Annotated in this window: 11 protein-coding genes; 7 read left to right on the forward strand and 4 right to left on the reverse strand. The window is 74.5% G+C overall.

Going from position 1 to position 13602, the window contains the following annotated elements:
* Positions 1–143 precede the first annotated feature (143 nt).
* Positions 144–1400: a glycosyltransferase family 87 protein gene (locus Sm713_RS18185; RefSeq protein ID WP_212912093.1), complete on the reverse strand. Its 1257-nt coding sequence runs from the start codon at positions 1398–1400 to the stop codon at positions 144–146.
* Positions 1401–1577: 177 nt separating this feature from the next.
* Here Sm713_RS18185 and Sm713_RS18190 point away from each other — a divergent pair, with 177 nt between their 5' ends.
* On the forward strand, positions 1578–2729 hold the full coding sequence (locus Sm713_RS18190) for a glycosyltransferase family 4 protein (RefSeq protein ID WP_212910646.1): 1152 nt from the start codon (positions 1578–1580) through the stop codon (positions 2727–2729).
* A gap of 473 nt (positions 2730–3202) precedes the next feature.
* Here Sm713_RS18190 and Sm713_RS18195 read toward each other — a convergent pair whose 3' ends face one another.
* A complete protein-coding gene (locus Sm713_RS18195) occupies positions 3203–5029 on the reverse strand; it encodes a long-chain fatty acid--CoA ligase (protein WP_212910647.1) in 1827 nt (608 codons plus the stop codon).
* Positions 5030–5568: 539 nt separating this feature from the next.
* Here Sm713_RS18195 and Sm713_RS18200 point away from each other — a divergent pair.
* The 6 genes from Sm713_RS18200 to Sm713_RS18225 all read left to right on the forward strand — a co-directional run bounded on the left by Sm713_RS18200 (position 5569) and on the right by Sm713_RS18225 (position 11424).
* A complete protein-coding gene (locus tag Sm713_RS18200; protein ID WP_374196002.1) occupies positions 5569–6321 on the forward strand; it encodes a metallophosphoesterase in 753 nt (250 codons plus the stop codon).
* Between the two features lie 208 nt (positions 6322–6529).
* On the forward strand, positions 6530–6967 hold the full coding sequence (locus Sm713_RS18205) for an SRPBCC family protein (protein ID WP_212910649.1): 438 nt from the start codon (positions 6530–6532) through the stop codon (positions 6965–6967).
* Positions 6968–7466: 499 nt separating this feature from the next.
* Complete coding sequence (locus Sm713_RS18210; RefSeq protein WP_212910650.1) at positions 7467–8747, forward strand: ArsA family ATPase; 1281 nt, start codon at positions 7467–7469, stop codon at positions 8745–8747.
* A gap of 181 nt (positions 8748–8928) precedes the next feature.
* Positions 8929–9552: a DUF5304 domain-containing protein gene (locus tag Sm713_RS18215; protein ID WP_212910651.1), complete on the forward strand. Its 624-nt coding sequence runs from the start codon at positions 8929–8931 to the stop codon at positions 9550–9552.
* A gap of 53 nt (positions 9553–9605) precedes the next feature.
* On the forward strand, positions 9606–10547 hold the full coding sequence (locus tag Sm713_RS18220; protein ID WP_212910652.1) for an ROK family glucokinase: 942 nt from the start codon (positions 9606–9608) through the stop codon (positions 10545–10547).
* Between the two features lie 106 nt (positions 10548–10653).
* Positions 10654–11424 (forward strand): endonuclease/exonuclease/phosphatase family protein, encoded by a 771-nt coding sequence (locus Sm713_RS18225; RefSeq protein WP_212910653.1) that lies wholly within the window; start codon positions 10654–10656, stop codon positions 11422–11424.
* Between the two features lie 87 nt (positions 11425–11511).
* Here Sm713_RS18225 and Sm713_RS18230 read toward each other — a convergent pair whose 3' ends face one another.
* The gene (locus Sm713_RS18230) at positions 11512–12279 is read right to left on the reverse strand and encodes a hypothetical protein (protein ID WP_374196051.1); all 768 of its coding nucleotides are present in this window, start codon (positions 12277–12279) and stop codon (positions 11512–11514) included.
* 301 nt (positions 12280–12580) lie between these two features.
* Positions 12581–13396, reverse strand: coding sequence for a carboxylesterase (locus Sm713_RS18235; RefSeq protein WP_212910654.1), 816 nt, complete (start codon positions 13394–13396; stop codon positions 12581–12583).
* Positions 13397–13602 lie beyond the last annotated feature (206 nt).

The raw sequence follows: 13602 nt of genomic DNA on the forward strand, positions 1-13602 counted from the left end.
GCACCGGGCACCCGGGGGCTCGCGGTACAGAGCGGTCAGAGGGGACCTGCACCCCTTCTGAGGCCAGCGGGGCCGCACCCCGTCCCCGGTCCAGCGGGAGCCGAACCCTGTCCCGCTGAGCGTGAGCCGCACCCCGTTCCCGCTCAGCGGGACCCGACCAGTTCCTCCGGCTCCTGGAGGCTCCCCGGCTCCCCGGCACCCCGCCGGAACGGCCGAACCGTGCGCCGCCAGAGCCCGGCGGCCGCGGTGACCGTCGCGGCCAGCAGCAGGGCGTTGCGGACGGCAAGCAGCAGGATCCCCCAGTCGTCGCTCGCGACCACGTGATCGAAGAAGACGGGGAACTCCAGCGTCGTCACCAGGGACGCGGCCAGCACCATCAGCGCGGACGGCACCATCGGCCCCGCGCGGAACAGCAGGCACACCGCGGCCAGCCCCACCAGCCACACCATGTACTGGGGGCTGATCACGCGGCTGGTCGTGGTGAACATCAGCACGGCGGTGAAGGCCGCGTCCGCGAGCGTGCCCGCCGACCAGGTGCCCGCCCGCCACCGCCACACCAGCAGCCAGCCCAGCGCCAGCACCGACAGCACCTGCGCCAGGGTGCTCACCAACTCCACGTACGGGCCCAGGAACTCCACCGAGCCGTAGCGCAGCGCCACCTCGCCCGGCCAGCCCAGGTTCCGGGCCACGTGCAGCACGAGGGCGCCCAGCGACTCGACCTCGGTGCCGCGGTCCTCCTGGAAACGCAGGAACGACAGCGCCCCCGGCACCACCGCCCACGCCCCCAGCAGCAGGCCCGCGGCGACCACGGCCGCCGTCACCCAGGACCGCACCGTGGCCCGGCCGCGCCGGGTGCCCAGCAGCACCAGCGCGGGCCACACCTTCAGCAGCGCTCCGAACGCCGCGAGCGCCCCCAGCAGCCGGGGCCGGTGGACACCGGCGAGCAGGGCCGCGACGCCCACCGCCGTCACCATCAGGTCGTAGCGCGCGTATCCGGTCGGGCCGAGCAGCGGTACCCCCACCACCCACACCCAGGCGCCGCGCACCGTCCTGTCCGGCCGCCGGGCCGCGCGCAGCAGCATGCCGAGCACCAGCGCGTCCGCCACCAGCAGCAGCACGAAGAAGGCCGTGGCGTACGGCAGGAACGGCAGCAGCGCGGGGGAGAGCACCGCCAGCGCGGCGCCGGGCGGGTACTGCCAGGCGACGTCGGAGGCCGGGAAGTGCCCGGTGCGCAGCACCTCGTACCAGCCGTGGTAGATCACCGACACGTCGCCGGTGACGTCCAGGCCGGGGAAGCGCAGCGCGCCCAGCACCCACAGCAGCAGCACGACCCTGGTGGCGGCCCAGGCGCCGACGACCCACAGCGCCGCCGGTATCCCGCGCGCCGTCCTGGCCGCCATATCCATGCTGTGCCGCTCTCCGTCGTCCGCGCCGCCGCCGGCCGGCTGCCTCCGGTTCCGGATGGGTTCCGGTTCCGGATGGGCTCCGGTCCCGGCTCCGTTTCCGGCTCCGCCATGATGCCGTGCCGCCGTACCGGTCAGCGACCGGGGAGAGCCGTTTCGGTACTCTCGACCGCAATGCACAGGACGCTCATCGTGACGAACGACTTCCCGCCCCGTCAGGGCGGCATCCAGACGTTCCTGCACAACATCGCCCGCCGGCTCGATCAGGACCGCGTCGTCGTCTACGCGTCCACCTGGAAGCGCGGCGAAGAGGGCGCCAGGGCCACCGCAGCCTTCGACCGCGAGCAGCCGTTCACCGTGGTGCGCGACCGCACCACGATGCTGCTGCCGACTCCCCGGATGACCGGCCGCGCCGTCGAGCTGCTGCGGGAACACGGTTGCACGTCCGTCTGGTTCGGGGCCGCCGCGCCGCTCGGCCTGATGGCGCCGGCGCTGCGCCGCGCGGGCGCCACACGGCTGGTCGCGACCACGCACGGCCACGAGGCCGGCTGGGCGCAGCTCCCGGGCGCACGGCAGCTCCTGCGCCGCATCGGCGAGTCCACGGACACGGTGACGTACCTCGGCGAGTACACGCGCCGCCGGATCGCCGCCGCACTGACGCCCGAGGCAGCGGCCCGCATGACCCACCTGCCGCCCGGCGTCGACGAGAAGCTCTTCCACCCCGCCTCGGGCGGCGACGCGCTGCGCGCCCGGCTCGGGCTCGCCGACCGGCCGGTGGTGCTCTGCGTGTCCCGGCTCGTGCCGCGCAAGGGTCAGGACACCCTGGTACGGGCCCTTCCGCGGGTGCTGGCCCGGCAGCCGGAGGCCGTGCTGCTGCTGGTGGGCGGCGGCCCCTACGAGAAGCAACTGCGTGCCCTGGCGGAGCGGACGGGAGTGGCCGGTTCCGTACGGTTCACCGGCCCGGTGCCCGGTGAGGAACTGCCGGCGCACTTCGGTGCGGGTGACGTCTTCGCGATGCCGTGCAGGACCCGGCGCGGCGGTCTCGACGTCGAGGGCCTCGGCATCGTCTACCTGGAGGCGTCCGCGACGGGCCTGCCCGTGGTGGCCGGCGACTCCGGCGGCGCCCCCGACGCGGTGCTTGACGGCGAGACCGGCTACGTGGTCCGCGGTGCGGCCCCCGATGCCCCCGCGCGGACCGCGGACCGCATCCTCACCCTCCTGGCCGACGCGGGCCTGCGCCGCGCGATGGGCGAGCGGGGCCGCCACTGGGTGGAGGAACAGTGGCGCTGGGACCTCTTGGCGGAACGCCTCAGAACCCTCCTCTGAGAACACCGGCCGGGGGCACGCCGACGAGGGGTTGCCCCCGGCGTCCGGCCGCGGGTGCGCCGTGGTTGTTCGCGCAGTTCCCCGCGCCCCTGGTACGGGCACGTCGGGACGGGCTCGGGCCGCTGCCCCGCTGCGGGTGCGTCGTGGTTGTTCGCGCAGGTCCCCGCGCCCCTGACAGGGGCACGTCGGCGTGGGCTTGGGTCCGACTTCTCGCTGCCGGTGCGCCGTGGCCGTTTGCGCAGTTCCCCGCGCCCCTCCCGAGGACGGGCTTACGAGGCCGGTAGCACGCCGGTAGCACGGTGTGCCCCGATAAGGGGCGCGGGGAACTGCGCGAGAAGGTCCCACCGGCGAAAGGCGGGCACGAGACAGCGAGGGGCTGGGCGGAGCCCGACAAGGGGCAGGGCCGCGGGGAAGCGCGCGAAAGCGCGCCCACCGCCAAGTGGCCGAACGGAACCGCAGGGGCCCCGGAACCGTCAGCCCCGGTAGAGCGCCTCGATCTCATCGGCGAAATCCTTCGCCACAACATTCCGCTTGAGCTTCAGCGACGGCGTCAGATGCCCCGACTCCTCCGAGAACTGAGACGGCAGCACCCGGAACTTGCGCACGGACTCGGCCCTGGACACCGCCGCGTTCCCGTCGTCCACCGCCTGCTGGATGGTGGCGAGCAGGTCGGGGTCGTCGCGGAGCGCGGCCACCGGCGTGCCGGGGGGCTTGCCGTGGTCCTTCAGCCAGCGCTCCAGGAACTCCTCGTCGATCGTGACGAGCGCGGCCACGAACGGCCGCGCGTCGCCGACCACCATGCACTCGGCGACCAGCGCGTGCGCACGGATGCGGTCCTCGATCACCGCGGGCGCGACGTTCTTGCCCGCGGCCGTGACGAGGATCTCCTTCTTGCGGCCGGTGATCGTCAGGTACCCGTCCTGGTCGAGGGTGCCGATGTCGCCGCTGTGGAACCAGCCGTCGGCCAGCGCCTCCGCCGTCGCGGCGTCGTTGTTCCAGTAGCCCCGGAACAGGTGCTCGCCGTGCAGCAGCACCTCGCCGTCGTCCGCGATCCTGACCACCGAGCCGGGCAGCGGCTGGCCGACCGTGCCGATCTTCTGCCGGTCCCAGGGGTTGAACGCGGTCGCGGCGCAGGACTCCGTGAGGCCGTAGCCCTCCAGGACCGTGAAGCCGATCCCGCGGAAGAAGTGCCCGAGGCGCTCGCCCAGCGGAGCGCCGCCGGAGATCGCGTACTCGCCCCGGCCGCCGAGCACGGCCCGCAGCTTGCTGTAGACGAGCTTGTCGAACGTCTTGTGCTTCAGTCTGAGGCCGAGCGACGGGCCGGCCGGGGTGTCCAGCGCCCGGCTGAACGCGATCGCGGTGTCGGCGGCCTTGTCGAAGATCTTGCCCTTGCCGTCGGCCTGGGCCTTGGCGCGGGCGGAGTTGTAGACCTTCTCGAAGACCCGGGGCACGCCCAGGATCAGCGTGGGGCGGAAGGCGGCCAGCTCGTCCGTGAGCTGCTTGACGTCCGGTACGCAGCCCAGCTTGATGGGCGCCATCATCGGCGCCACCTGCACGAGGCGCCCGAAGACGTGGGCGAGCGGCAGGAACAGCAGCACGGAGCACTCGCCGGTGCGGAACAGCGGGCGCAGCCGCTCGACGATGTTGCCGCACTCCGCGAAGAAGCTGCGGTGCGTGAGCACGCAGCCCTTCGGGCGCCCGGTGGTGCCCGACGTGTACACGATGGTGGCGGGGTCGTCCGCCTTCGCCACCGAGCTGCGCTCCTCGACCACCTCGTCGGGCAGGCCCGCGCCCGTGGCACGCAGCTGCTCGACGGCCCCGGGGGCGCCGGCCCCGGGGGCGCCGGCCCCGGGCTCGATGCGCCAGATCGGGCCGAGCCAGGGCAGACCCGGCCGCACCGACTCCACCGCGGCCGCGTGGGCGTCGGTCTCGACCACGCAGGCCACCGCGCCGGAGTCGCTGAGGATCCACTGCACCTGCTCGGGCGAGCTGGTCTCGTACACCGGGACGGTGATCGCCCCCGAGCTCCAGATGGCGAAGTCCAGCAGCGTCCACTCGTAACGCGTGCGGGACATCAGTGCGACGCGGTCACCCGGGCGCACGCCGGAGGCGATCAGCCCCTTGGCGACGGACTGCACCTCGAACAGGAAGGCGGCGGCGGTGACGTCCTGCCAGACACCGTTGACCTTGCGGGCGATGACCGCGACGTCCGGGTGCTGAGCCGCGTTTCTGCGGACGATGTCGGTCAGATTGCCGTCCGTGGGGACCTCGTACAGGGCCGGAAGGCTGAACTCGCGCAAGGCTGCTGCTCCTCGTGGGGGCGCTGGCGCCGCCGGGGGAAACGGCGCCGAGGCGCGTCCTTGGAAGGTGGGTTGGGGCTGGGCGCTCCCCCACCGCCTTGGGGGCGTGGGGGATACCCCACCCAGCGCTGGCTGGGGGAGGGCGGACGTGCGATGTGACGGTGCTGTCCAAGGCTCAGCCGGTGAGCTGCGGGCGTCAATGGCCGAAAGCCGCTGAACCGCTGGGCACCCACGGCGCACCGGACTGCCCGGACGTTACCCATCAGTACCGCCTGCGCGGTAGGGGGCCCGGTCAGATGTTTGCCGCGTCACACGCCACGGCCCTGCTTTGCGCACAGTAGTCCACTCCGTTCCCGAGTAGGAAGTTGCCGCAGGTCCGGGTGGTGTGGCCGTGTTCCACCGCTTCGCCGGGAGTCCTACGCTTGCTCGGTATGGGAGGCACAGCATTCGGTCAGCGTCCTGTATACGGCGCACACGGCCGATCAGGCGTCCACGACGCGCGGACGGGGCGGGGTATACGCGGCACCCGCGTTCACGTAGTGAGCGACGTGCACGGCAACGCACGGGATCTGGCGCGCGCGGGGGAGGGCGCCGACGCGCTGGTCTGCCTCGGTGACCTGGTGCTGTTCCTCGACTACGCGGACCACTCGCGCGGCATCTTCCCGGACCTGTTCGGGACCGAGAACGCGCACCGGATCGTGGAGCTGCGCACCGCCCGCCGCTTCGAGGAGGCGCGCGCGTTCGGCGCCGGCCTCTGGTCGGCGATCGGGACGGACCCGCGCACGGCCATCGAGGAGGCGGTGCGCAGGCAGTACGCCGAGCTGTTCGCGGCCTTCCCCGCTCCGACGTACGCCACCTACGGCAATGTCGACATCCCGGGCCTGTGGCCGGAGTACGCGGGGATCGGCACCACGGTCCTGGACGGCGAGCGGGTCGAGATCGGCGGCCGGGTCTTCGGCTTCGTCGGCGGCGGCCTGCGGACCTCGATGCGCACGCCCTACGAGATCAGCGACGAGGAGTACGCCGCGAAGATCGAGGCGGTCGGCGAGGTGGACGTGCTGTGCACGCACATACCGCCGGAGGTTCCCGAGCTGGTCTACGACACCGTGGCGCGCCGCTTCGAGCGCGGCAGCACCGCCCTGCTCGACGCCATCCGCCGCACCCGCCCGCGGTACGCGCTCTTCGGCCATGTGCACCAGCCGCTGGCGCGCAGGATGCGGATCGGCCGCACGGAGTGCGTCAACGTGGGCCACTTCGCGTCGTCCGGCCGGCCCTGGGTGCTCCAGTGGTGAGCGGTCCCGCCGTGGTGGGACACCCGGTGCGGGGCGGTCGGACATGCCGCCGCGGTGCCCGGGGGAGACGGCAGTTCGGGTGGTGCACCGGCGCGCGGTAGCCTTCCGCTGCACGGGCCGCCGTACCGCCCAGGGGCCCGGCACCCGAACCGCGTTCACCCCCCCCGTCCGACACGTTGGCCGGACTGCACCTTGAGGAGCCACGGCGATGGCGGAACACACCAGTTCGAGCATCACGATCAAGGCGGCGCCCGCCGATGTCATGGACGTGATCGCCGACTTCGCCCGCTACCCCGACTGGACGGGCGAGGTGAAGCAGGCGGAGGTGCTGGCCACCGACAATGAGGGCCGCGCCGAGCAGGTCCGGCTCGTCATGGACGCCGGTGCGATCAAGGACGACCAGACCCTCGCCTACACCTGGAAGGGCACCAACGAGGTCAGTTGGACCCTGGTGAAGTCGCAGATGCTGCGCTCCCTGGACGGCGCGTACGTCCTGGAGCCGGCCGGCGAGGAGGCCACGCAGGTCACCTACAGCCTGACCGTCGACGTCAAGATCCCGATGCTCGGCATGATCAAGCGCAAGGCCGAGAAGGTCGTCATCGACCGGGCCCTGGCGGGGCTGAAGAAGCGCGTGGAGACCCGGTAGCCCCGGTGCGGTTCCGTCCCGCCCGCCCATCCCTTTCCGCTCGCCCACGGGGGGCCACCGGGGTGGGCCCCTTGCGGTTGTTTTCCTGGTTACTGGCCGGTGCGGGCTGGTTGCGCAGTTCCCCGCGCCCCTTTGATGCGGTCGGTTCGGGAGGTAGCGCGCTGCCGGGCGTGATGCGCCTGCCGGGGGTACCTCCCACGCCCTTCGGGCAGTGGGGGAGGGCCGTCAGGCCCAGCCCCTTGCGGTCGTCTCCTTGGCCGCCGGCCGGTGAGGGCTTGTCGCGCAGTTCCCCGCGCCCCTTCGTGGTGTTCGGAGTGGTTGGTTCGGGGAGGAGTGGGCTGGCGGGCCTGGCGCGCTTGCGGCCGGTCACTGGGATGTGCCCCTTGCGGTTGTTTTCCTGGCCGCCGGCCGGTGGGGGCTTGTCGCGCAGTTTCCCGCGCCCCTTCGTGGTGCGGGGAGTGGTCACCGTGCGGTCCGCCGTTCTGGACGGAGGGTCGCCGTGCGTACCGTCCTGCTGACCGGACCCGGGGGCGCCGGCCGTACCACCGTGGCCGCTGCGACCGCCGTCGCGGCCGCCCGTGGCGGCACCGCCACCCTGCTGCTCACCACCGATGCCACCGATACCGCGGGCGCGGCCCTGGGCACGCCCACGGGGCCCGTCCCCGTCACCCCGCTGCCCGGGCTCACGGTGCTGCGCCCCGACCCCGCCGCCGGCTTCCGTGCGGACCTGCTGGCCCTCCAGCGGCACGCGTCCGCCACGCTCGACATGCTCGGCACTGCCCCGTTCCACGACGACGAGCTGACGCCCCTGCCCGGCAGCCGGGAGCTGGCCCTGCTGCGCGCACTCTGCGAGGCGGCCGCGGGGCCCCACGAGCTGGTGGTGGCCGACCTGCCCGCCACCACCGAGGCCCTCGGCACCCTGGCGCTGCCCGAGCGGCTCCGCCGCTACCTGCGCAGGCTGCTGCCGCAGGAGCGCCTCGCGGCACGTGCCCTGCGGCCCGTGCTGGGGCGGCTCGCGCGGCTGCCGATGCCCGCCGACGGGCTCTACGAGGCCGCGGGCCGCTGGGACGTGGCACTGGCCACGGCACAGAGCGTGATCGAGGATCCGGGCACCACGGTCCGGCTGGTCGCCGAGCCGGGGGAGTCCGGCGCCGAGGCCGTCCGCACCGCCGCCGCCGGCCTCGCCCTGCACGGCCTGCGGATGGACGGCCTGATCGCCAACCGGCTGGTCCCCGAGTCCTCCGCCGACCCGTGGCTCGGCGGCCTCGCCGCCGCCCAGCGCAAGACCCTCGACGCATGGGCGGGCTCCGGCGGCGACGGCGCGGGGCCCGGCGGGGCGTGCGGGCCGCTGTACCGGATCGCGCACCTGGGCCGCGAGCCCCGCGGGCTCGACGACCTCGCCGCGCTGGCCGCCGCCGCGGGCCCCGCCGGGCTGCCCGGGGCCGGCCCCCGGACGGCCCCCGAGCGGTCCTCGGCGCCCCGTACCCCCGAGCGCCCCGCCCCCGGGACCCCCGCCGGCACCCCGCCCTGGCCGCTGACCGACCACCGCGCCGACGAGGGCGTGCTCGTCTGGCACATCCCGCTGCCCGGCGCCGAGCGTGCCGAGCTCGACCTGGTCAGGCGCGGCGACGAACTCGTGCTCACCGCGGGCCCGTTCCGCCGCGTCGTCGCCCTGCCGTCCGCGCTGTGCCGCTGCACGGTCGACGGGGCCGCCCTGCGCGACGGCGAGCTGCGCATCCGGTTCCGGCCGGACCCGGCGCTGTGGCCCCGGGGCCTGTGACCCGCGCCCCGGGCTCCGGCCGCCGCCCCGCACGGGGCCGCCGTACCATCCGGGACGGCCGTCCTCCACGGGGCCGCCGCACCGCCCGGGATGTCCGAGCGCACGTTTCGTGAAGTTGCCCCCCGGGGTCCGGTACCGTCGAAGGTACGAAGCCGGAACCGTCCGCGGGAGTCAGACCGCCATGAGCGAAGCCGAGCGCCCGGACCTCCCGGAGGACCCCCGGGAGGCGAACGGGCCGCAGAGCCCCTACGACACCCCCAGCCGCCCCGCCCCCGACCCGGATGCGCAGTTCTCGGGACTGGGCGGGAGCGCGCCCGACCCCGATGCCTGGGCGACCGCCGTCGCCGAGGACCTCGCCGAGGAGCGTGCCCGCCGCCGCGCCAGGTACGGGCCCCCGCCGGGCTCGGCCGCCGAGGAGCTGCGCAAGCTCCTGGACGTCGTGGCCGACCGGCTGACCGGACTCTCCGGAGCCGCCGCCCCGCTGCTCGGCACGACCGCGCAGGGCGCCGCCCAGCAGATGGTGCGGCAGGCCGTGAAGCAGGCCAGGGCCGCCGTCGAACCGGTCATCGAGCGCAACCCCGACGTCCTCGACCACCTCGCCGCCGCCGGCTCCGAACTCCTCTCCGCCTACCGCTCGGTGGTGAGCGCGCAGGAACAGCGCTGGACCCGTGGCGGGGACCACGGCCCCGCGGCCAAGGAGGACCACGGGGACCACTCCGTTCACCCGGACCCCCGCAGTCACGGAACGGGCCCTGATCGGCCCGAAGAAGGCCGCGGACCAGGCGAACACATCGACCTGGACTGACTCCCCTCGGGTACGGTTGACCGCAGCGGGGCTCGACCGGAACTGAGGGACACATGGGACTCACCATCGGGGTGGACATCGGCGGCACCAAGATCGCAGCCGGGGTGGTGGACGAAGAAGGTTCGATCCTGGAGACGCACACCGTGCCCACCCCGTCGACCGCCGAGGGCATCGTCGACGCGATCTGCTCGGCCGTCACCGGTGCCGGCGATGGGCACGAGATCGACGCCGTCGGCATCGGCGCCGCCGGTTACGTCGACGACAAGCGCGCCACGGTGCTCTTCGCACCCAACATCCACTGGCGCCACGAGCCGCTGAAGGACAAGGTCGAGCAGCGCGTGGGCATGCCGGTCGTGGTGGAGAACGACGCGAACGCCGCGGCCTGGGGCGAGTACCGCTTCGGCGCCGGCCAGGGCCACGAGGACGTCATCTGCATCACCCTGGGCACCGGCCTCGGGGGCGGCATCATCATCGGCAACAAGCTCCGCCGCGGACGCTTCGGAGTGGCCGCCGAGTTCGGCCACATCCGGGTCGTGCCCGACGGCCTGCTGTGCGGCTGCGGCAGCCAGGGCTGCTGGGAGCAGTACGCCTCCGGCCGTGCTCTGGTGCGGTACGCGAAGCAGCGCGCCAACGCCACCCCGGAGAACGCCTCGATACTCCTCGGCCTCGGCGACGGCACCCCGGACACCATCGAGGGCCGGCACGTCAGCGAGGCGGCACGGCAGGGCGACCCGGTCGCGATCGACTCGTTCCGCGAGCTGGCCCGGTGGGCCGGCGCCGGCCTCGCCGACCTGGCCTCCCTCTTCGACCCGTCCGCGTTCATCGTGGGCGGCGGCGTCTCGGACGAGGGCGAGCTGGTGCTCGACCCGATCCGCAAGTCCTTCCGGCGCTGGCTGATCGGCGGCCAATGGCGGCCGCACGCCCAGGTGCTGGCCGCCCAGCTCGGCAACAAGGCGGGCCTCGTGGGCGCCGCCGACCTGGCCCGGCAGGGCTGAGGCACCGGCCGGGCCCGCCCCGGGGCCCGGCCCCCATCGCGTCCCCGCGGCCCTGCGGGGCCGGTGGTGCGGGGCGACGTCCGCCCCGTCCCGTATCTTGATCGCCATGCCCACCAGCACCGCGGCCGTCACGCCGATACCGCAGTCCCGTACCGAGGAGGACGGCTCCGCCGTCATCCGGGTGCTCAGTTACAACATCAGGTCGCTCCGTGACGATCCGGACGCACTCGCCCGCGTGATCCGGGCCTGCGCACCGGACCTGGTGCTGGTCCAGGAGGCACCGCGGTTCTTCCGGTGGCGCAAGAAGCTGGCCCGGCTGGCCTCCCAGACCGGCCTGGTGATCCTCGCCGGCGGCGCCCCCGCGGCGGGCCCGGCGCTGCTCTGCTCGCTGCGCGCCACCGTCGAGCGCACCGAGGACGTCCTGCTGCCGCGCACCCCGGGCCTGCACCGGCGCGGCTTCGCCGTGGCCGTGGTCCGCTTCGGCCGGGCCCGCCTCGGCGTGCTGAGCTGCCACCTCTCCCTGCAGGACGACGAGCGGCACGCCCAGGCCGGCATGCTGCTGAACCGCCTGGGCGCCCTCGGCGCCCCCCACGCCGTCGCGGGCGGTGACGTCAACGACCGCCCGGAGAGCCGGACGTTCCGGCGCCTGGCCGGAGCCCTGCGGGACTGCTGGGCCGTTGCGCCGTGGGGCGCGGAGCACACCGCCCCGGCCGACGGCCCGCGGCAGCGGATCGACGCGATCTTCGCCACCGAGGGCGTGGAGGTGCTGGCCTGCGGGGTGCCCCGGGACCTGCCCGGGGTGAGCCAGGGCGACCTGACGGCGGCCACGGACCACCTTCCCGTCCTGGCCGCGCTCAGGATCCCGCCCGCTGGATGACGCGCCGGCCCCGTCGACGTCCCGCCGTGGCAGGGCCCGATGCGGCAGGGCCCGATGGGGCGAGGCCCGATGCGGCCCGTGGGGCGCTCAGACGACCGCGCCGCGGCCCGGGTCGTCGTTGTCCTCGTCGCCCGGGTTCATCCGCACCACCAGGGTGATGAAGCCGCCGACGAAGCCGCCGATCCCCAGCGTCGCCAGCCACCACGTCATCTCCCAGCCGAGCAGCACGCTGAGCAGGAGCAGGAGGGGGCCGCCGAGCACGGCGAGCCAGCCGAACCTCGCGGTGGTGTCGCCGGTCGGCAGCGGGGGCGGCTCGGGCGGCACGAAATGGCCCTCGTCGTCGCCGTCGAAGTCGTCGTCGGCGGGGTCGGCGGTGCGGTAGTCCCGCGGGCCGACGCCCGGGGCGAAGGCGACCGAGCCGCCCAGCGCCCGGCCGGCGCGGGGGAACTTGTCGCCCTTCTCGCCGCTCCCGTCCTTCGTGCCGTCCTTGCCGCTCTTCCGGCTCTCCGCGCCGTCCGAGCCGTCCGTACCGTCTGCGCCGGTTTCAGGGGTCCGCTCGGGCCCGCGGCGGCGGGTGGTGCCGCCCGGGGTGCCCTGGGACGGGCCGGGCTCCGGCAGGAGCAGGTTCTCTATCGGCTTGAAGGGTTTGGCACCCGGCGGGTCGGGCGGCTCCTCGCCGTACCCGGCGACGATGGCGGCCCAGGCAGCCTCCTCGTCGAAGGCGGGTTCGTCGGGCGTGGCGGCGGGCTGCTTTGCGCCGTCGTTCTCCGCGCCGCCGTGCTGCGCGGCGGGTGCGTCCTCGTCCGTGCCGTCAGGGGCGTCCGCCGCGGTCTCCGCGGGTGGCTGCGCCCCCACCGGAGCGCCGGGCAGCTTCCCGTGCGGCAGGGCGGGGTCCGCGGCGCCGGGCTCCGCGGCGGCGTCCGTGGTGACCGGCTCCCTGGCGGTGTCAGGGCCCCCGGGCTCACCGGCGGCGGGCTCCGGCAAGGCGGGCTCGGTCCGGGCCGGCTCCGGAGCCGCGGGCTCGGGCTCCGCGGCGCCGGACTCGGGCACCGGGGCGTCCGGCTGCGTGCCGCCCGGGCGCGCCGCGCCGCGGGCGCCGCCCGTGCCCTCCTCGGGCTGCTCCGCGCGCTCGGCCTCGGAGCGGGGTCCGTCCTGCTCAGCCACCGGTGGCCGTCCCTTCCTTGCTGAGAGTGGGGGCGAGCCGGGTGATGAACGCGAGGCTGTCCGCGAGGATCCGGTCCGCGTCGTGGTCCAACGTCGCAACGTGGTAGCTGTGTTCCAGCAGGGTCTCGGTGACATCGGTGGACGACACCCGGCTGAGCACCCGGGCCGTGTCGGACGGCGGCACGACGTGGTCGCGGGCGCTGTGCAGCACCAGCAGCGGCTGGGTGACCTGCGGCAGCTCCCCGTCCACCAGCCGGAAGAACCTGCGCAGCGAGTACGCGCTGTTGAGCGGGACCCGGTCGTAGCCCAGCTCGCGCCCGCCCGGCCTGGCGATGCCCGTACCCGGCCCGCGTCCGTCCGGCTTGGCGATGTCGTCGGTCAGGCCCGGGGCCGAGGGGACGATGTGCCTGAGGACCGGCAGGGCGCGGGACGCGAGGCCGTGCATCTTGATCGCGGGGTTGACCACCATCACGCCCGAGACGGCGGTGCCGTGCCGTGCCGCGAGCCGCAGCGCCAGGGTGCCGCCCATGGAGAGGCCGGCCACGAAGACCTGCGCGCACCGCTCGCGGAGCCCGCGCAACTCGCGGTCCACCTCCGCGTACCAGTCCTGCCAGCCGGTGAGCTGCATGTCCTGCCAGCGCGTGCCGTGCCCGGGGAGCAGGGGGGCCGACACCGTCAGCCCCTGCCCGGCCAGGTGCTCGGCCCAGGGGCGCAGCGACTGCGGGGAACCGGTGAAACCGTGGCAGAAGAGCACGCCGACGTCCCCGCCGTCATGGCGGTACGGCTCGGCTCCGGGGAGTACCGGCACCTTCGGGTCTCCTGTTCGTGAGTGCGGCCTTGCGGTTGTTCGTACCCGGTGTTCTACCCGAGTGCCAGGGCTCCGCGCCGAGGGGCCTGGGGCTTCCCGGTCGCGGGCTCGTTGCGGCCCGGTGGGCCTGGGGTTCGGCGGACTTGGGGCATGGCGGGCTTGCGGTGTGCCTTGCGGTTCTCCGTGCCCCTGCGCTCCGCGGTCTG

The organism is Streptomyces sp. TS71-3 (assembly GCF_018327685.1).
Classification (GTDB): domain Bacteria; phylum Actinomycetota; class Actinomycetes; order Streptomycetales; family Streptomycetaceae; genus Streptomyces.